Raw genomic sequence first — 18,891 nt, forward strand, 5'->3', positions numbered from 1 at the left:
GCGGCATCCGGCTCAAGCGCTCAACAATTGTCGAAGCACGTAGGGGAGGATTCCGCCCTCCCGGTAATAGTTCACCTCCACCGGCGTGTCGATGCGCAGGATCACCGACAGCTGGCGGCGCTGGCCATCCGGACGGGTGATCACGAGCTGCGCCTCGCTCTGCGGCAGCAGTTCCGAGTGCGGCAGCACGTCGATGGTCTCTTCACCGGTGAGGCCCAGGCCCTCCCAGGAATCGCCGGGCCTGAACTGCAGCGGCAGCACGCCCATGCCCACCAGGTTGGAGCGGTGGATGCGCTCGAAACTGCGCGCCACCACCGCCTTGATGCCCAGCAACTGCGTGCCCTTGGCTGCCCAGTCTCGGCTGGAACCGGTGCCGTATTCCTCGCCCGCAAACACCACGGTGGGCACACCGGCGCTCTGGTAGCGCATGGCAGCGTCGTAGATGCTCATCTTCTGCCCCTTCTGCGGGCCTTCTTGCTGGAAGAGCGTCCAGCCACCCTCCTCGCGCGAGCTGTCCGCCTTGGGCGGCAGCATCAGGTTCTTGATGCGCACGTTGGCAAAAGTGCCGCGCATCATCACTTCGTGGTGGCCCCTGCGGGCGCCGTAGCTGTTGAAGTCGGCCTTGAGCACGCCCTGCGCCAGCAACCACTGCCCGGCGGGCGACTTCTCGGCGATGTTGCCGGCCGGCGAGATGTGATCGGTGGTGATGGAATCGCCAAACAATGCCATGACGCGCGCGCCCTGTACGCCGGGTGCCTGGGTGGCTTCGGGCATCGCGAGCTGGAACGCCTCGAAGAAGGGCGGCTCGGCGATGTAGGAGCTCTTGGGCCAGGTGTAGGCATTGCCGGTCACGCCCTTGATGCGCTCCCAGAGCTTGCCCGGCTCGCTGGCCACACGCGCGTAGTTCTCGCGGTAGGCCTTGCCATTCATGGCGAATTTCATGAGCTTGTGAATCTCATCGCTCGTCGGCCACACATCGCCCAGGTACACCGGTTTGCCGCCCTTGCCTTTGCCCAGCGGCTCGGTCATGAGGTCTTTCATGACGTTGCCAGCAATGGCGTATGCAACCACCAGCGGCGGACTGGCCAGGAAGTTGGCCTTGAGGTTGGGGTGAATGCGGGCTTCGAAGTTGCGATTCCCCGAGAGCACGGCCGCGCACACCAGGTCGTTTTGCGCAATGACGGCGTTGAGCTCGGGCGTGAGGTCGCCCGCGTTGCCGATGCAGGTGGTGCAGCCGTAACCCGCGAGCGAAAAGCCTAGTTTCTCCAGGTACGGCAAGAGCCCGGTCTGCGTGAGGTATTCGGTGACGATTCGAGAGCCGGGGGCCAGCGAGGTCTTGATGTGGGGTTTGACCTTGAGCCCGGCCTCCACCGCCTTCTTCGCCAGCAGGCCGGCGGCCAGCAGCACACCGGGATTGGAGGTGTTGGTGCAACTGGTGATGGCGGCGATGAGCACGTCGCCGTTGCCGATGGTCAGCTTCTTTTGCACCGCCTGCGACTGCGGTTCGGGCTCGGCGTGGGCCGTCGAGCGCGTGGGCTTGTTGGCCTCCATTTCTGCCACGAAGCGGGGGGCGCCGGCTGGCGTAGGCGTGCTTGGGTCTGGCGCCGGCGGGTCGGCGGGCTGACCCAGTTCTGGCTGGTAACGGGTGTGCAACAGCGCGGCCGACTGGTTGAAGCCATTTTGCGAAGCGGGCTTGCTGAACAGCTCGGCGAACTGGCGAGCCACCTGGCCGAGTTCGATGCGGTCCTGCGGACGCTTGGGGCCAGCCAGGCTGGGCGTGACCTGGCCGAGGTCCAGGCGCACGACCTGCGAATATTCAATGTCGCCGGCCTGCTGGGACGCCCCAGGCGCCCCAGGTACGCCGAACAGGCCCTGGGCGCGAAAATACGCCTCGAAGGCCTCGATCTCCGCCACGCTGCGTCCCGTGCCGCGGAAGTAGTCCAGCGTCTTGCCGTCCACCGGGAAGAAGCCCATGGTGGCGCCGTATTCGGGCGCCATGTTGGCGATGGTGGCGCGGTCGGGCAAAGACAGCGAGGCCGTGCCTTCGCCAAAGAATTCCACAAACTTGCCGACCACCTTGTGCTGCCGCAGGATCTCGGTGACCGTGAGCACCAGGTCGGTGGCGGTGCAGCCTTCGCGCAGGCGGCCGGTCAGTTCGAAGCCGACCACATCGGGCGTGAGGAAGTACACCGGCTGGCCCAGCATGGCGGCCTCGGCCTCGATGCCGCCCACGCCCCAGGCCACCACGCCAATGCCGTTGATCATGGTCGTGTGACTGTCGGTGCCCACCAGCGTGTCGGGGTAGTACAGCCCCCCTTTGAGGTGTACGCCCCGCGCCAGGTGTTCCAGGTTGACCTGGTGAACGATGCCAAAGCCGGGGGGCACCACGCCAAAGGTGTCAAACGCCTGCATGCCCCACTTCATGAACTGGTAGCGCTCGTTGTTGCGCTGGAACTCGAGCTTCATGTTCAGATCGAGCGCGTTCTTTGTGCCGTAGTAGTCGACCATCACCGAGTGGTCGACCACCAGGTCCACCGGCACCAGCGGCTCGATCTTCTTCGGGTCCTGTCCCAGGCGCTCGGCCACGCTGCGCATGGCGGCCAGGTCGGCCAGCAGCGGCACGCCGGTGAAGTCTTGCAGCACCACGCGCGCCACGGTGAACGGGATCTCCTGGGTGCGCTCGGCCTGCGGCTGCCAGTTGGCCAGCTCGGCCACGTGAGAGGGCATCACCCGTTCGCCGTCGCAGAGGCGCAACACGCTTTCCAGCACGATGCGCAGGGACACCGGCAGGCGCGTCACACCAGGAAACTCCCTGGCCAGCGCAGGCAGGGAATAGAAGCGCCCCGATTTGCCCGAGGCAGTCTTGAACGTCTTGAGGGTGGAGGCGAAGGGGTGCGCGAACTTCGAAGCTGCGGCGGTGGACGGCTGGGCCATGGTCAACTCCTGACGGGAACGGTGAAACACCGGTCCATTCTGTCAGCAGCGGGCCCGACCTTGCTGAAGGCACTGGAATGCCCCACGCGGCAACCCTGGGTCAGATTCTCCCCATGAGCAGCAGGATCAGCATGATCAACAGCAGGGCTCCAAGGGTCATGGCATTCTCTTTTCTCGATGAGCGGGAAACAGACGTCATCACCCTGGAAGAACCCAGCGTAGACCGCAGCGGTGATTCCATCTGTTCGCTGGCGCACACCGCCGGCGCTGGCAAAGGCGGGTTCAGACGGCCAGCACCAGGCGGTGGCGCCGCAGCCCCATCCACTGAAGTTCGGCCAGGACCAGCACCACCACCGCCTGGAACAGCAGGTAGCCCACGCCCAGGCCTGTGACCCCTGGGGCGCCACCGAAGACCAACGCCAGGCAACCCGCCACCCAGGCCAGGTTGCCGATCACGAGCACCGCCAGTGCCCCACGCGGGGGCGTGGCCTGCAACGCCAGCCAGGCCGCCAGGGCAACGAAGGCAAAAATGGCGATGCCCGCCCCCTGCAACAGGGCTTCGGAGATGCCGAGCCACTGGGACAACAGACCGGTCAGCCCCAGTTGAAGGGCGCCAGTGGCAGCACCGGAGAGCGCGTCGAAGGCCAGCACGCGGCGCAGGCCAGCAGGAGACGTGAGGGATGCAATGAGGGACATGGTGTACTCCTTGAAAGGGTGAAAGCGGGAATCCGGCGGTGATCGTGTCGCGGCGCCGGCGGTGCGTCGATGACCTCGCAGGTCATGGTCGATCTGCGTTGTGGTGCCCTACCATGCCGGCCATGAACGCCCCGCCCTCCCCAGCCCGCAACGCCTCCACCCCATCGCCCTTCGGCGAGCGCCTGCGCCACTGGCGCCAGCGCCGCCGCCTGAGCCAGCTCGACCTGGCCCACGTGGCCGATGTGTCCACCCGCCACCTGAGCTATGTGGAGACCGGCCGTGCCAGCCCCAGCCGCGACATGGTGCTGCGCCTGGTGGATCGGCTGGAGGTGCCGCTGCGGGAGCGCAATGCGCTGCTGGAAGCGGCCGGCTTTGCACCCATGTACCGCGAGCGCCCGCTGGAAGCGCCCGACATGGCACCCGCACGCGCCGCCGTGCAGCGCATCCTGGATTGCCACGAGCCCTGGCCCGCGCTGGCCATGGACCGCCATTGGAATCTGGTCATGGCCAACCGCATGGTGGCCCCGCTGATGGTCAGCGCGGCGCCCGCGCTGCTGCAAGGCCCCATCAACGTGCTGCGCCTGAGCCTGCACCCCCAAGGACTGGCGCCGCGCATCGCCAACCTGAGTCAATGGCGCGAACACCTCTTCGAGCGCCTGCGCCAGCAGATTCACGCGACCGGCGATGAGACCCTGGCTGCGCTGCTGGCCGAACTCAAGGGCTATCCGGAGGCCTTCGGTGGCGAAGCGGTGTCGCTGCCCGGCGAACACCACGGCGTGCTCATGCCATTTCAGTTCAACACCGACCAAGGCGTGCTCAATCTCGTGAGCACCACCACGGTGTTCGGCTCGCCGGTGGACGTCACGCTGCAGGAACTGGCGCTGGAGACCTTTTTTCCGGCAGATGAGGACACCGCCAAACAATTGAGACAACTCGCCGCCGCGGAGTCGTGAAAAAGCCGCTGCAACAGCAGCGGCTTGGTGTCGAGGACGCCGAAGGCGGCGCGGGGGGGCAGTTACACCGCTTTTTCCGCGTATTCCTCGATCTGGTCGAAGTTCAGGTACTTGTAGATCGCTGCGCCGTCCTTGTTCACCACGCCCATGGCCTCGTGGTATTCGGCCACGGTGGGAATGTGGCCGAGCTTGGAAGCGATGGCGGCGAGTTCCGCCGAGGCCAGAAACACATTGGTGTTCTTGCCCAGGCGGTTGGGGAAGTTGCGGGTGGAGGTGGAGACCACCGTGGCGCCTTCGCGCACCTGCGCCTGGTTGCCCATGCACAGCGAGCAGCCCGGCATTTCAGTGCGAGCACCAGCGGTGCCGAAGGCCGAGTAGTGGCCTTCCTTGATGAGTTCACTCTCGTCCATCTTGGTGGGCGGTGCGACCCACAGCTTGACCGGGATGTCGCGCTGACCGCCCAGCAACTTGGCTGCCGCACGGAAGTGGCCAATGTTGGTCATGCACGAGCCGATGAAAGCTTCGTCGATCTTGGTGCCGGCCACTTCGGACAGCGTCTTGGCATCGTCGGGATCGTTGGGGCAGCACAGGATGGGTTCCTTGATGTCGGCCAGGTCGATCTCGATGACGGCGGCGTACTCGGCGTCCTTGTCGGCTTCGAGCAGGCTCGGGTTGGCCAGCCAGGCTTCCACCTTCTCGATGCGGCGCTGCAAGGTGCGCTTGTCGAGGTAGCCGTCGGCGATCATGTTCTTCATCAGCACCACGTTGCTGGTGAGGTATTCCTTGATCGGCTCGGGGTTGAGCTTGATGGTGCAGCCAGCGGCCGAGCGCTCGGCCGAAGCGTCGCTCAGCTCAAAGGCCTGCTCCACCTTCAGATCCGGCAAGCCCTCAATTTCGAGAATGCGACCCGAGAAGATGTTCTTCTTGCCCGCCTTGGCCACGGTCAGCAGACCAGCCTTGATGGCGTACAGCGGAATGGCGTGCACGAGGTCGCGCAGCGTCACGCCCGGTTGCATCTGGCCCTTGAAGCGCACCAGCACGGATTCGGGCATGTCCAGCGGCATCACGCCGGTGGCCGCACCAAACGCCACCAGGCCAGAGCCGGCAGGGAAGCTGATGCCGATCGGGAAACGCGTGTGCGAGTCGCCACCGGTGCCCACGGTGTCGGGCAGCAGCAGGCGGTTGAGCCAGGAGTGAATCACGCCATCGCCCGGACGCAGCGCCACGCCACCGCGGTTGCTGATGAAGGCCGGCAGCTCGCGGTGCGTCTTCACGTCCACCGGCTTGGGGTAGGCGGCGGTGTGGCAGAAGCTCTGCATCACCAGGTCGGCTGAAAAGCCCAGGCAGGCCAGGTCTTTCAGCTCGTCGCGGGTCATGGGGCCCGTGGTGTCCTGCGAACCCACGGTGGTCATCTTGGGCTCGCAATAGGTGCCGGGGCGTACACCCAGACCTTCAGGCAGGCCCACCGCACGACCCACCATCTTCTGCGCGAGAGTGAAGCCCGCCTTGGTTTCGACGGGTGCCTGGGGCAGGCGGAACGTGGTGCTGGCGCCCAGGCCCAGGAATTCGCGTGCCTTGGCGGTGAGCGAGCGGCCGATGATGAGGTTGATGCGGCCACCTGCGCGCACTTCGTCGAAAAGCACATCGCTCTTGAGCTTGAACTCGGCCATGGTGGTGCCGTTCTTCACCAGCTTGCCGTCGTAGGGCAGCACGTCGATCACGTCGCCCATCTCCAGCTTGCCCACGTCCACCTCGATCGGCAGCGAGCCAGAGTCTTCCTGCGTGTTGAAGAAGATGGGCGCGATCTTGCCGCCGAGCGTGACGCCGCCGAAGCGCTTGTTGGGCACGAAGGGGATGTCCTGGCCGGTGGCCCAGATCACGCTGTTGGTGGCGCTCTTGCGGCTGGAACCTGTGCCCACCACGTCGCCCACATAGGCCACCAGGTGACCCTTCTTCTTCAGGTCTTCGATGAACTGCATCGGGCCACGCTTGCCATCTTCCTCGGGTTTGAACGCCGCGCCTTCGCGGGTGTTCTTCAACATGGCCAGGTAGTGCAGCGGGATGTCAGGGCGGCTCCAGGCGTCGGGCGCGGGCGAGAGGTCGTCGGTGTTGGTTTCGCCGGGCACCTTGAACACGGTCACGGTGATTTTCCTGTCCACCTCCGGGCGGCTGGTGAACCACTCGGCGTCGGCCCAGCTCTGGATCACCTGGCGGGCCTTGACGTTGCCGGCCTTGGCCTTTTCGGCCACGTCGTTGAAGAAGTCGAACATCAGCAGCGTCTTCTTCAGCCCTTCTGCAGCCACGCCCGCCACTTCTTCATCGTCCAGCAACTCGATCAGCGGATGAACGTTGTAGCCACCCACCATGGTGCCCAGCAGCTCGGTGGCTTTGGCTTTGGAGATCAGCCCCACGGAAACGTCGCCGTGTGCCACAGCGGCCAGGAAGCTGGCCTTGACCTTGGCGGCATCGTCCACGCCGGGTGGCACGCGGTGCGTGAGCAGGTCCAGCAGGAACGCGTCTTCACCAGCCGGTGGCGACTTGATCAGCTCGATCAACGCGGCCACCTGCTTCGCGTCGAGCGGCAGCGGCGGAATGCCCAGCGCGGCACGCTCGGCGGCGTGGGCGCGGTAGTCGGTGAGGAAAGTGGTGGACATGTCGTACTCCAATGGAAGGGAAAGCGTGGGGTAGGAAGTGGGAAAGTTGGAAAGCAAGCTCAGTGCCCGGCCGAGGCGGGTTCGGCGAAATAGGTTTGCACCGTCCCGGGCAGCGCAAGCCCAGTCTGGTGCGCGCGTTCGAGCACCTGCCAGAAATAGCGATAGCTGGCGCGATCGTGCAGCCGGCCGTCAAATTGCACCGGCGCCCAGTCGGCGGCCATGGCGCGTTCGATGAGTGCAGCGGCGGCATCGACCTCACGCGCCGAAGGCGCAAACGCCGCCAGGATGGGGCGAATCTGGTCGGGGTGGATGCTCCACATGCGGGTGTAGCCAAGTTCGCCAGCGGCCTTGCGAGCTGCGGCGCTCAGCGCATCCAGGTCCTTGAACTCGGTCACCACGCAGTGCGCGGGCACCTTGCCGTGCGCGTGGCAGGCCGAGGCCATTTCCATTTTTGCGCGCAGAACCAGCGGATGCGAGAACTGCCCGACCACGCTCATGGCATGGGCCGGAATGGCGCCCCCGTGTGCGGAGACGAAATCCATCAGGCCGAAGCTCAGACTTTGAACGCGCGCATGGGCTGCGATGTCGAAGGCGCGGTGGATGGCGGCGGGGGATTCGATGAGCACATGCAGCGGCAGGTCGGCGGCACCCGCCGCGTCGAGCGCGTCAGCGACCCGCTGCACGTCGGCCACGGACTCGACCTTGGGCACCATCAGATGGCACAGGCGATGGCCGGCGCGTCCGGCGATGGTGGCCACGTCGCCGTCAAAAGCCGGGTGATCCACCGGATGCACGCGGGCGGCCACTCTGGCCTGTGGAGCCGCAGCCAGTGCGAGCTCCACCACCCGCTGCGCGTGTTCGACCTCGCCGCCAACGGGCGCGCCGTCCTCGCAGTCCAGCGTCACATCAAACACGCAGGTGCCGAATTCCTCGGCCATCTCGGCTTGCAGCGCCAGGCTCTTGCGCATTCGAGCCTCCACCCCGCTGTAGTGGTCGCAGACCGGCAGCGCGAAGGCACCGGCCTGAGAACCCAGCAGGATGGAACGGGGATGGGTCACTGCAAAGTTACCAAGCGGTTACAGCAGGTGTTTGACGCCGTCCTGCTCGCCCTGGAGTTCGGCCAGGGTCTTGTTGATGCACTCTTGCGAGAACGCGTCAATGGCCAGGCCCTCGACGACCTTGTACTCACCGTTTTCGCAGGTGACGGGGAAGCCAAACATCACTTCCTTGGGAATGCCGTACCAGCCCTGCGACGGGATGCCCATGGTGACCCATTCGCCCTGGGTGCCCAGTGCCCAGTCGCGCATGTGGTCGATGGCGGCATTGGCTGCCGAGGCCGCCGAGGACAGGCCGCGCGCTTCGATGATGGCCGCACCGCGCTTGCCCACGGTGGGCAGGAACACGTCCTTGTTCCAGACCTGGTCGTTGATCATGTCCTTGACCGAAGCGCCGTCGATGGTGGCGAAGCGGTAGTCGGCGTACATGGTGGGCGAGTGGTTGCCCCACACGGCCAGTTTCTTGATGCTGGCCACCGGCTTGCCGGTCTTGGTGGCGATCTGGGAAGCGGCGCGGTTGTGGTCCAGGCGCAGCATGGCGGTGAAGTTCTTCGCCGGCAGGTCGGGCGCGCTCTTCATGGCGATGTAGGCGTTGGTGTTGGCCGGATTGCCCACCACGAGCACCTTGACGTTGCGCGAAGCCACGGCATTGAGCGCCTTACCCTGCGCGGTGAAGATGGCTCCGTTGATGGCCAGCAACTCGGCACGCTCCATGCCCGGGCCGCGCGGACGCGAACCCACCAGCAAAGCGTAGTCGGTGTCCTTGAAGGCGGTCATCGGATCGCTGTGGGCTTCCATGCCCACCAGCAGCGGGAAAGCGCAGTCGTCGAGTTCCATCATCACGCCCTTGAGCGCTTTCTGGGCCTTCTCGTCGGGGATTTCCAGCAGTTGCAGGATCACCGGCTGGTCCTTGCCGAGCATTTCGCCCGAGGCGATGCGAAACAGCAGGGCGTAACCGATCTGGCCAGCGGCGCCAGTGACGGCAACGCGAACGGGCTTCTTGTTCATGGTGAAAACTCCGGAAAAGGACGGTGGAAATGGATCAAACTCAGCCCGCGAGTGTACTCTCGCAAACCCTGATACGTCAATTTGTCTTATGTCTTATATAAGATATGATTGCGTCTCGCGAGCGCCTTTTCCGGCGCCATGAAAAGCATGGCCACACCGTCCCACCTATCCACGCCGTCTGCCGACACTTTGCCGCCCGAAGCGCCAGACAACACTGCGCCTGCCTTCAGCCCGCTGTACCAGCAGATCAAGACGCTGATCCTGCGCAGCCTGCAGGCTGGGGAGTGGAAGCCGGGCGACATGATCCCGAGCGAGTTCGACCTCGCCGCCCGCTTTCGGGTGAGCCAGGGCACGGTGCGCAAGGCCATCGACGAACTGGCCACCGACAACCTGCTTGTGCGCCGCCAGGGCAAGGGCACCTTTGTGGCCACGCACGCCGAGCAACACACGCAATACCGATTTCTTCGCCTGCTGCCCGACACCGGCACGCTGCAGGACCAGGGGCCAGCCGAGCGCCGCATCATCGAATGCAAGCGCCTGCGTGCACCGGCCGAAGTGGCGCGCCAACTTGCGCTGCGCACTGGCGATGCGGTGTTGCAGGTCAAGCGGGTGCTCGCCTTCGACAACACGCCCGCCATCCTGGAAGAACTCTGGCTACCGGGCGTGCCCTTCAAGGGACTGACCGTGGAAACACTGGCGGACGACAAGGGTCCGATGTACGCGCTGTTCGAAGCGCAGTTCGGCGTGCGCATGGTGCGCGCGGTGGAAAAGATCAAGGCAGTCGGCGCCGATGCCGACGCCGCAACCCTGCTGGGAGTGCCAGTGGGCACACCCTTGTTGAGCGTGGAGCGGCTGGCTTTCACCTACAACGACGAACCCATGGAACTGCGACGCGGCCTCTACCGGACCGATTCGCGCCACTATCGCAACGAACTGAGTTGATTGAGGTACCGGTCGCCACGCATGCGGACCGCATCAGCCCCGTGTCAGCCTGCGGTATGGTGCATTGCAATAGAATTTACAGGCTCTTGGTAAAACCGTTGACGGAAGTTACCAACGGGTTACAGCCTTTTTCCCCCACCGATCTCCCGTTCACTCCCCGGATGAAAGCCCCACCATGACCGAGTTGACCAAGAAGCGGCCCGAGTACCGCAACATCAACGCATTCACGGACCTCACCACCTACCGCCTGCCCCCCGCTGGCTGGGTGTCGATCCTGCACCGCGCAAGCGGCGCCCTGATGTTCCTGCTGCTGCCGCTGATCGTCTGGCTGTTCGACACCTCGGTGACGTCCGAGATTTCCTTCGAGGTCTTCAGCGCAGCCTTTGCCGGTGGCGTGGGCTTCCTGCCGGCCTGGCTGTTCAAGCTCGTGGTGCTGGCCCTGATCTGGGCCTACCTGCACCACCTGATCGCTGGCGTGCGCCACCTCTACATGGATGCCTTCCACGCCGTGAGCAAGGAATTCGGCAAGACCTCGGCGGTGGTCACGCTGGTGGCGAGCATTGGCCTCACGCTGGTGCTCGGCGCCAAACTGTTCGGCTTGTATTAATTGCGGGTCAGATCTTCAGCCCTGACCCCAACTGACTAGGAAACTGACCCATGTCCGTCAACTACGGTTCCAAGCGCGTCGTCACTGGCGCCCACTACGGTCTGCGAGACTGGCTCGCCCAGCGCATCACGGCAGCCCTCATGGCCATCTTCACGCTGATCGTGCTTGCGCAGGTGATCTTCACGCGCGGGCCCATCGGCTACGAAAGCTGGGCCGGCATTTTTTCCGCGCAGTGGATGAAAGCCCTGACCTTCGCCGTCTTCATCGCCCTGGCCTATCACGTGTGGGTGGGCATGCGCGACATCTGGATGGACTACGTCAAGCCGGCGGGCATCCGCCTCGCGCTGCACGTCTTCACCATCGTCTGGCTCCTGTCCTGCCTGGGCTGGGCTGTTCAAGTTCTCTGGAGGCTCTGAAGCCATGTCCGTATCCGCATCCCTTCCCAAGCGTCAGTTCGACGTCGTCATCGTCGGTGCCGGTGGCTCCGGCATGCGCGCCTCGCTGCAACTGGCGCGCGCCGGTCTCAAGGTGGCCGTGCTCTCCAAGGTGTTTCCCACCCGTTCGCACACCGTGGCCGCGCAAGGTGGCATCGGCGCCTCGCTCGGCAACATGAACGAGGACAACTGGCACTATCACTTCTACGACACCATCAAGGGGTCCGACTGGCTGGGCGACCAGGACGCCATCGAGTTCATGTGCCGTGAAGCACCCAAGGTGGTCTACGAGCTCGAACACTTCGGCATGCCGTTCGACCGCAACCCCGACGGCACCATCTACCAGCGCCCTTTTGGCGGCCACACCGCCAACTACGGCGAGAAACCCGTGCAGCGTGCCTGCGCGGCCGCCGACCGCACGGGCCACGCCATGCTGCACACCCTGTACCAGCAGAACGTGCAGGCCCGCACCACGTTCTTCGTCGAATGGATGGCACTGGACCTCATCCGCGACGCCAGCGGCGACGTGGTTGGTGTGACGGCTCTGGAAATGGAAACCGGCGAAACCTACATCCTAGAAGCCAAGACCACGCTGCTGGCCACCGGTGGAGCCGGCCGCATCTTCGCCGCCTCCACCAATGCCTTCATCAACACCGGCGACGGCCTGGGCATGGCGGCGCGCGCCGGTATCCCGCTGCAAGACATGGAGTTCTGGCAGTTCCACCCTACCGGCGTGGCCGGTGCGGGCGTGCTGCTGACCGAAGGCTGCCGTGGGGAAGGCGCGATCCTGCGCAACGTCAACGGGGACCGTTTCATGGAGCGCTACGCGCCCACGCTGAAAGACCTGGCGCCACGCGACTTTGTCTCGCGCTGCATGGACCAGGAGATCAAGGAGGGACGCGGTTGCGGTCCGAACAAGGACTACATCCACCTCGACATGACGCACATCGGCGTCAGCGACATCATGAAGCGCCTGCCCTCGGTCTACGAGATCGGTCACAACTTCGCCAACGTCGACATCACCAAGGACCCTATTCCGGTGGTGCCGACCATCCACTACCAGATGGGCGGCATTCCGACCAACATCCATGGCCAGGTCGTCACACCCGATGGCCAGGGCAATCAGAAAGTGGTGAACGGCCTCTATGCGGTGGGTGAATGCTCCTGCGTGAGCGTGCACGGCGCCAACCGGCTGGGCACCAACTCGCTGCTCGACCTGCTGGTGTTCGGCCGCGCTGCGGGTAACCACATCGTCCAGTACAACGACAAGAACAAGACCCACAAACCTTTGCCGACGGACGCTGCTGACAACACGCTGGCGCGCCTTGCGCGCCTGGACAACACCACCAGCGGCGAGTACGCCCAGGACGTTGCCAACGACCTGCGCACCGCCATGCAGCAGCACGCCGGCGTGTTCCGCACCCAGGCCAGCATGGACGAGGGCGTGATCAAGATCAACGCGATGCGTGCACGCGTCGCCGCGATCGAGCTCAAGGACAAATCCAAGGTCTTCAACACTGCACGCATTGAAGCGCTGGAAGTGGAAAACCTGATCGAATGCGCGCAGGCCACCATGACCTCTGCGGCTGCCCGCCGGGAGTGCCGTGGCGCCCACACGGTCAATGACTACGAGCGCCCGGCCGACGACGCACAGTTCCCGCTGGGGCGCAACGACGCCGAGTGGATGAAGCACACGCTGTGGCACAGCGCCGACAACAGCCTGACCTACAAGCCCGTCAACCTGAAGCCCCTGACCGTGGAGTCGGTGCCGCCCAAGGTGCGGACGTTCTGACACCACCGCTCCCACGACGCTCGAGGAAAAAAACACCATGGCCAAACGCACATTCAAGATCTACCGCTACGACCCCGAGAAGGACGCCAAGCCGTACATGCAGACCATCGAAGTGGAACTGGACGGTCACGAGCGCATGTTGCTGGACGCCTTGATGAAGTTGAAGGCGGTCGATCCCTCGATTTCCTTCCGCCGCTCCTGCCGCGAGGGTGTGTGCGGCTCGGATGCGATGAACATCAACGGCAAGAACGGCCTGGCCTGCCTGACCAACATGAACACGCTGCCCGGCGTGATCACCTTGAAGCCCCTGCCCGGCCTTCCGGTGGTGCGCGACCTGATCGTGGACATGACGCTGTTCTTCAAGCAGTACAACAGCATCAAGCCCTACCTGATCAACGAGTCGGTGGCACCGGAGAAGGAACGCCTGCAGAGCCCCGAGGAACGCGACGAGCTCAACGGGCTGTATGAATGCATCCTGTGCGCGAGCTGCTCCACAAGCTGCCCGAGCTTCTGGTGGAACCCGGACAAGTTCGTCGGCCCAGCCGGTCTGCTGCAGGCCTACCGTTTCATCGCCGACAGCCGCGACCAGGCCACCAGTGAGCGCCTGGACAACCTGGAAGACCCCTACCGCCTGTTCCGCTGCCACACCATCATGAACTGCGTGGACGTCTGCCCCAAGGGCCTGAACCCCACGAAGGCCATAGGCAAGATCAAGGAAATGATGGTGATGCGCTCCGTCTGAGCGCACCCCCGCCGTACCCATGGACGCCACCACCATGCACGATGCCCTGCTCGACGAACGTCGCCTGAGCAAGCTGCGTTGGCGGTGCCGCCGTGGGCTGCTCGAGAACGACCTGTTCATCGAGCGCTTCTTCGCCAGGCACGAATCTGGCTTGACCTTGCGTCAGGCCGATGCCCTGGAGGTCTTGATGGATCTGTCCGACAACGATCTGCTCGATCTGTTGCTCGGCCGCAAGCTTCCCGAGGGTGATCTGGTCCGTGACGATGTCACGCAAGTGCTGGGCATGCTTCGTGCCGCCCGGCAACCCGTTTAAGTCAGCCTTAAAAGGAAACCGCATGAAACTCGTAGACAACAAAGCCACCCTGTCGTTCTCCAACGGCAGCCCCAGCGTGGATCTGCCGGTGTACGCCGGCAGCATCGGGCCGGACGTAATCGACATCCGAAAGCTCTACGCGCAGACCGGCATGTTCACCTACGACCCCGGCTTCCTGTCCACCGCCGCCTGTCAGTCCGCCATCACCTACATCGACGGCGACAAGGGCGAACTGCTCTACCGCGGGTACCCGATCGAACAGCTCGCCACCCAGTGCGACTACCTCGACACGTGCTACCTGCTGCTCAATGGCGAACTGCCCGACGAGAAGCAGCGCGGTGACTTCCACAAGCTCGTGATCAACCACACCATGGTGAACGAGCAAATGCAGTTCTTCCTGCGTGGCTTCCGCCGCGACGCGCACCCCATGGCGGTGCTCACCGGCCTGGTCGGCGGCCTGTCGGCCTTCTACCACGACAGCACGGACATCAACAATCCGAAGCACCGCGAGATCGCCGCCATCCGGCTCATCGCCAAGATGCCGACGCTGGTGGCCATGGCCTACAAGTACGGCATTGGCCAGCCGTACATGTACCCGAAGAACGACCTGAGCTATTCGGGCAACTTCCTTCGCATGATGTTCGGCACCCCTTGCGAGGAATACCAGGTCAACCCGGTGCTGGAGCGTGCGCTGGACCGTATCTTCATCCTGCACGCAGATCACGAGCAGAACGCCTCGACCTCCACCGTGCGTCTGTGCGGCTCTTCGGGCACCAATCCGTTCGCTGCCATCGCCGCTGGCGTGGCATGCCTGTGGGGTCCGGCCCACGGAGGCGCGAACGAAGCCTGCCTGAACATGCTGGAAGACATTCAGCGCCAGGGCGGCGTGTCCAAGGTCGGTGAGTTCATGGAGAAGGTCAAGGACAAGAATTCCGGCGTCAAGCTGATGGGCTTCGGGCACCGCGTGTACAAGAACTACGACCCGCGTGCCAAGCTCATGCAGGAAACCTGCAATGAAGTGCTGCAGGAACTGGGCCTGGAAAACGACCCGCTGTTCAAGCTGGCAAAGGAACTCGAGAAGATCGCCCTGGAAGACGACTACTTCGTGCAACGCAAGCTCTATCCGAACGTGGACTTCTATTCCGGCATCGTGCAGCGTGCCATTGGCATCCCTGTCAACCTGTTCACCGGCATCTTCGCGCTGGCCCGCACGGTGGGCTGGATCGCGCAGCTCAACGAAATGATCAGCGACCCCGAATACAAGATCGGTCGCCCGCGCCAGCTTTTTACCGGCTCGCCGCGCCGAGACATCAAGCCAATCGCCAGCCGCTGATCGGTCCATGCGTTTCCGGCAAAGCCCGCTTCGGCGGGCTTTTTTTCGTCCGGGCCTGCACATTGGGGCAATACAGCCATCGTCGTTGGAGATGCCAAAACCCATCGAGCTGATGGAAAATCCATCTCTGACCTCTCAGAACGAGAGGCCATCAACCCCATGCTCTCCGAACGAAACTTTGCCCGCCAGATCGACCTCACCTCGCTGCAGCTCTTTGTGGCCGTGTGCGAGCTGGGCAGCATCGGCCGTGCGGCTGAGCGCGAATTCATCGCGGCATCGGCGGTCAGCAAGCGCCTGTCAGACCTGGAGGCTGCGCTGGGCACCACCCTGTTGCAACGCCACGCGCGCGGCGTGCGCCTCACGCCCGCGGGGGAAAGCCTGCTGCACCATGCCCGCGCCGTGCTGTTCGGGCTGGAGAAGATGCAGGCCGAGTTGACCGAGTATGCCGACGGCGTGCGCGGCCACGTGCGCGTACACGCCAGCATCTCGGCCATCGTGCAGTTCCTGCCAGAAGACCTGGGCGCCTTCGCCCGCCTGCACCCTCAGGTCAAGATTGATCTGGAAGAACACCTCAGCCCCGAGGTGTTGCGCGCCGTGCAGGAGGGTGCGGCCGACCTGGGCCTGTGCAACGGCGCGATGGGCACCGGCGGCCTGCAGACGCTGCCTTACCGGCGCGACCGGCTGGTTCTGGTGGTGCCCAGCGGGCATGTGCTGGCGGGCACCGGTCCGCTCGCTTTTGATGCGTCGCTGCCCTTCGACCATGTGGGCCTGCACGCCAACAGTTCCATCCACCTGGTCACACATCAGGCCGCCACGCGGGTCGGCACCGCCGTACGCGTTCGCATCCGCGTGACCGGCCTGGACGCCATGTGCCGCATGATTGCCAATGGCCTGGGCGTGGGCGTGATGCCCCAACGGGCCTTCGAGCTGCTGCACACCGGCGACACCCTGACAGCCCTGCCGCTGACCGACGCCTGGGCCCAACGCCAACTGGTGCTGGTGGCACGCGACTTCTCCAGCCTGCCCGCCACCGCGCGCCTGCTGGTCGATCACCTTCAGTCCGACGAATTGCGTCAGGCCGCCTAAAATTCAACCCTCCACGAGACCCGCCCACGCCATGCCACGCACGCTCTACGACAAGATCTGGGACGAACACGTCGTCCACACCGAGGAAGACGGCACGTCCGTCCTCTACATCGACCGCCACCTGGTACACGAAGTCACCAGCCCGCAGGCCTACGAGGGCCTGCGTCAGGCCGGGCGCAAGGTCTGGCGCGTGAGCTCGGTGGTGGCCACCGCCGACCACAACACACCCACCACCGGCTGGGAGCTGGGCTACGACGGCATCACCGACCCGATCAGCAAGGAGCAGATCACCACGCTGGACAGCAACATTGCAGAGTTCGGCGCGGCGGCTTTCTTCCCCTTCATGTCCAGGCGCCAGGGCATCGTGCATGTGATCGGCCCGGAAAACGGCGCCACCCTGCCGGGCATGACCGTGGTCTGTGGCGACAGTCACACATCCACGCACGGCGCCTTTGGTGCGCTGGCCCATGGCATCGGCACCAGCGAGGTCGAGCATGTGCTGGCCACCCAGACCCTGCTGGCCAAAAAGGCAAAAAACATGCTGGTTCGCGTGGAAGGCCAGCTCTCCAAGGGCTGCACCGCCAAGGACATCGTGCTCGCCATCATCGGCCGCATCGGCACCGCTGGCGGCACCGGCTACACCATCGAGTTTGGCGGCTCCGCGATTCGTGCCCTCAGCATGGAAGGCCGCATGACGGTGTGCAACATGGCCATCGAGGCGGGCGCGCGCGCGGGCCTGGTGGCCGTGGACGAAAAGACCATCGAGTACGTCAAGGGCCGTCCGCTCTCGCCCACGGGCGTCGAGTGGGACCAAGCCGTGGCGTACTGGAAAACGCTGCATTCAGACCCCGACGCGAAGTTCGACACCATCGTCGAGCTCGACGCCGCGAAGATCGTGCCGCAAGTCACCTGGGGCACCTCACCCGAAATGGTGCTCGGCATCGACGGCAGCGTGCCCGATCCCGATCGCGAGAAAGACGCCAGCAAGCGCGGCGCCATCGAGCGCGCCCTGACCTACATGGACCTCAAGCCGGGCAAGGCACTCAACGACATCTTCGTCGACAAGGTCTTCATCGGTTCCTGCACCAACAGCCGCATCGAGGACATGCGCGAAGCCGCCGCCGTGGTGAAGAAACTGGGCCAGAAAGTGGCCAAGAACGTCAAGCTCGCCATGGTGGTGCCCGGGTCGGGCCTCGTGAAGGCACAGGCTGAGCGTGAGGGCTTGGACGAGATCTTCAAGGCCGCCGGCTTTGAATGGCGCGAGCCTGGCTGCTCCATGTGCCTGGCCATGAATGCCGACCGCCTTGAACCCGGTGAACGCTGCGCATCCACCAGCAACCGCAACTTCGAAGGCCGCCAGGGTGCTGGCGGCCGCACCCATCTCGTGTCCCCCGCCATGGCCGCAGCGGCTGCGGTGCATGGTCACTTCGTGGACGTGCGCACCTTCGCCTGACCACCCACCCGCAACCCACCACTGGAGACTTCCATGAAGACCATTGCATGCATCGTCACCGCATTGACCCTGTCGCTGTCCCTGGCCGGATGCAACACCTGGAGTGGCGTCAAGCAAGACGCCAAGCAAGCCGGCCAGGCCGCCGGCAAGGGCGTCGAGAAGGCGGGCGAGAAAATCCAGGAGGTCGCGAAGTAACGCGCACGTCACCATGCAGAAATTTACCCGCCACAAGGGCCTCGTGGCCCCGATGGACCGCGAGAACGTCGACACCGACGCGATCATCCCCAAGCAGTTCCTGAAGTCCATCCGCAAGACCGGCTTTGGCCAGAACCTGTTCGACGAATGGCGCTACCTGGACAAGGGCGAACCCGGCCAGGACCCTTCCAGCCGCAAGCCCAACCCCGACTTCGTGCTCAACCAGCCTCGCTACGCCGGTGCGTCCGTGTTGCTGGCCCGCAAGAATTTCGGCTGCGGCTCGTCGCGTGAACACGCTCCCTGGGCCATCGACCAATTCGGCTTTCGCGCGCTGATCGCCCCCAGCTACGCCGACATCTTCTTCAACAACTGCTTCAAGAACGGGCTGCTGCCCATCGTGCTGCCTGAAGCCCAGGTGGCGCAGTTGTTCGACGAGGTGGCGGCCTTCCCCGGCTATGAGCTCACCATCGACCTGGAGCGCCAGGTGGTGATCAAGCCGCAAGGTGAAGAACTTCCGTTCGACGTGCAGGCCTTTCGCAAGTACTGCCTGATCAACGGGCTGGACGACATCGGCCTGACGCTGCGCTACAAGGACAAGATCGCCGCGTTCGAAACCGAACGCCTGGCCACCAAGCCGTGGCTGTCCCACACGATGCCGGCGGCCTGATCCTCCGCCGTCGCTTGCTCACTCAAC

Annotated in this window: 17 protein-coding genes; 12 read left to right on the forward strand and 5 right to left on the reverse strand. The window is 64.5% G+C overall.

The annotated features are described in order from the left end of the window. Positions 1-12: 12 nt before the first annotated feature. Positions 13-2,934, reverse strand: a complete 2,922-nt coding sequence (locus tag AB7F11_RS13645) for an aconitate hydratase (protein ID WP_428288835.1) — start codon at positions 2,932-2,934, stop codon at positions 13-15. Between the two features lie 282 nt (positions 2,935-3,216). Then, the gene (locus AB7F11_RS13650; protein WP_428288834.1) at positions 3,217-3,630 is read right to left on the reverse strand and encodes a hypothetical protein; all 414 of its coding nucleotides are present in this window, start codon (positions 3,628-3,630) and stop codon (positions 3,217-3,219) included. A 113-nt stretch (positions 3,631-3,743) separates the two neighbouring features. Here AB7F11_RS13650 and AB7F11_RS13655 point away from each other — a divergent pair, with 113 nt between their 5' ends. Then, the gene (locus AB7F11_RS13655; protein WP_428288833.1) at positions 3,744-4,583 is read left to right on the forward strand and encodes a helix-turn-helix domain-containing protein; all 840 of its coding nucleotides are present in this window, start codon (positions 3,744-3,746) and stop codon (positions 4,581-4,583) included. 62 nt (positions 4,584-4,645) lie between these two features. Here AB7F11_RS13655 and acnB read toward each other — a convergent pair whose 3' ends face one another. From acnB to AB7F11_RS13670, 3 genes are read right to left on the reverse strand one after another with little or no spacing between them, the layout of a single operon-like run. Beyond that, positions 4,646-7,237, reverse strand: a complete 2,592-nt coding sequence (gene acnB, locus AB7F11_RS13660) for a bifunctional aconitate hydratase 2/2-methylisocitrate dehydratase (RefSeq protein WP_428288832.1) — start codon at positions 7,235-7,237, stop codon at positions 4,646-4,648. 59 nt (positions 7,238-7,296) lie between these two features. Further along, positions 7,297-8,295, reverse strand: coding sequence for an HpcH/HpaI aldolase/citrate lyase family protein (locus tag AB7F11_RS13665; protein ID WP_428288831.1), 999 nt, complete (start codon positions 8,293-8,295; stop codon positions 7,297-7,299). 18 nt (positions 8,296-8,313) lie between these two features. Further along, positions 8,314-9,300 (reverse strand): malate dehydrogenase, encoded by a 987-nt coding sequence (locus AB7F11_RS13670; protein ID WP_428288830.1) that lies wholly within the window; start codon positions 9,298-9,300, stop codon positions 8,314-8,316. A gap of 147 nt (positions 9,301-9,447) precedes the next feature. Here AB7F11_RS13670 and AB7F11_RS13675 point away from each other — a divergent pair, with 147 nt between their 5' ends. The 11 genes from AB7F11_RS13675 (at position 9,448) to leuD (ending at position 18,864) form a co-directional block, all read left to right on the forward strand. Next, on the forward strand, positions 9,448-10,242 hold the full coding sequence (locus AB7F11_RS13675) for a GntR family transcriptional regulator (protein WP_428300106.1): 795 nt from the start codon (positions 9,448-9,450) through the stop codon (positions 10,240-10,242). Between the two features lie 175 nt (positions 10,243-10,417). Beyond that, on the forward strand, positions 10,418-10,849 hold the full coding sequence (gene sdhC / locus AB7F11_RS13680; protein ID WP_428290957.1) for a succinate dehydrogenase, cytochrome b556 subunit: 432 nt from the start codon (positions 10,418-10,420) through the stop codon (positions 10,847-10,849). A 50-nt stretch (positions 10,850-10,899) separates the two neighbouring features. Then, positions 10,900-11,265, forward strand: coding sequence for a succinate dehydrogenase, hydrophobic membrane anchor protein (gene sdhD, locus AB7F11_RS13685; protein ID WP_428290958.1), 366 nt, complete (start codon positions 10,900-10,902; stop codon positions 11,263-11,265). A 4-nt stretch (positions 11,266-11,269) separates the two neighbouring features. After that, a complete protein-coding gene (gene sdhA / locus AB7F11_RS13690) occupies positions 11,270-13,075 on the forward strand; it encodes a succinate dehydrogenase flavoprotein subunit (protein WP_428290959.1) in 1,806 nt (601 codons plus the stop codon). A gap of 37 nt (positions 13,076-13,112) precedes the next feature. Beyond that, complete coding sequence (locus tag AB7F11_RS13695; RefSeq protein WP_428290960.1) at positions 13,113-13,817, forward strand: succinate dehydrogenase iron-sulfur subunit; 705 nt, start codon at positions 13,113-13,115, stop codon at positions 13,815-13,817. 19 nt (positions 13,818-13,836) lie between these two features. Beyond that, positions 13,837-14,130 (forward strand): succinate dehydrogenase assembly factor 2, encoded by a 294-nt coding sequence (locus AB7F11_RS13700; RefSeq protein ID WP_428290961.1) that lies wholly within the window; start codon positions 13,837-13,839, stop codon positions 14,128-14,130. A gap of 22 nt (positions 14,131-14,152) precedes the next feature. Next, entirely contained in the window at positions 14,153-15,463 is a 1,311-nt protein-coding gene (locus AB7F11_RS13705; RefSeq protein WP_428290962.1) for a citrate synthase, read from the forward strand. A 159-nt stretch (positions 15,464-15,622) separates the two neighbouring features. Continuing rightward, entirely contained in the window at positions 15,623-16,549 is a 927-nt protein-coding gene (locus tag AB7F11_RS13710; protein ID WP_428290963.1) for a LysR family transcriptional regulator, read from the forward strand. Between the two features lie 31 nt (positions 16,550-16,580). Then, a complete protein-coding gene (gene leuC / locus AB7F11_RS13715; RefSeq protein ID WP_428290964.1) occupies positions 16,581-18,002 on the forward strand; it encodes a 3-isopropylmalate dehydratase large subunit in 1,422 nt (473 codons plus the stop codon). 33 nt (positions 18,003-18,035) lie between these two features. Continuing rightward, positions 18,036-18,197, forward strand: coding sequence for an entericidin EcnAB (locus AB7F11_RS13720; protein ID WP_428290965.1), 162 nt, complete (start codon positions 18,036-18,038; stop codon positions 18,195-18,197). A 13-nt stretch (positions 18,198-18,210) separates the two neighbouring features. Continuing rightward, positions 18,211-18,864, forward strand: a complete 654-nt coding sequence (leuD, locus tag AB7F11_RS13725; protein ID WP_428290966.1) for a 3-isopropylmalate dehydratase small subunit — start codon at positions 18,211-18,213, stop codon at positions 18,862-18,864. Positions 18,865-18,891: the final 27 nt, after the last annotated feature.

This window comes from Hydrogenophaga sp., from assembly GCF_050250835.1.
Classification (GTDB): Bacteria; Pseudomonadota; Gammaproteobacteria; order Burkholderiales; family Burkholderiaceae_C; genus Hydrogenophaga.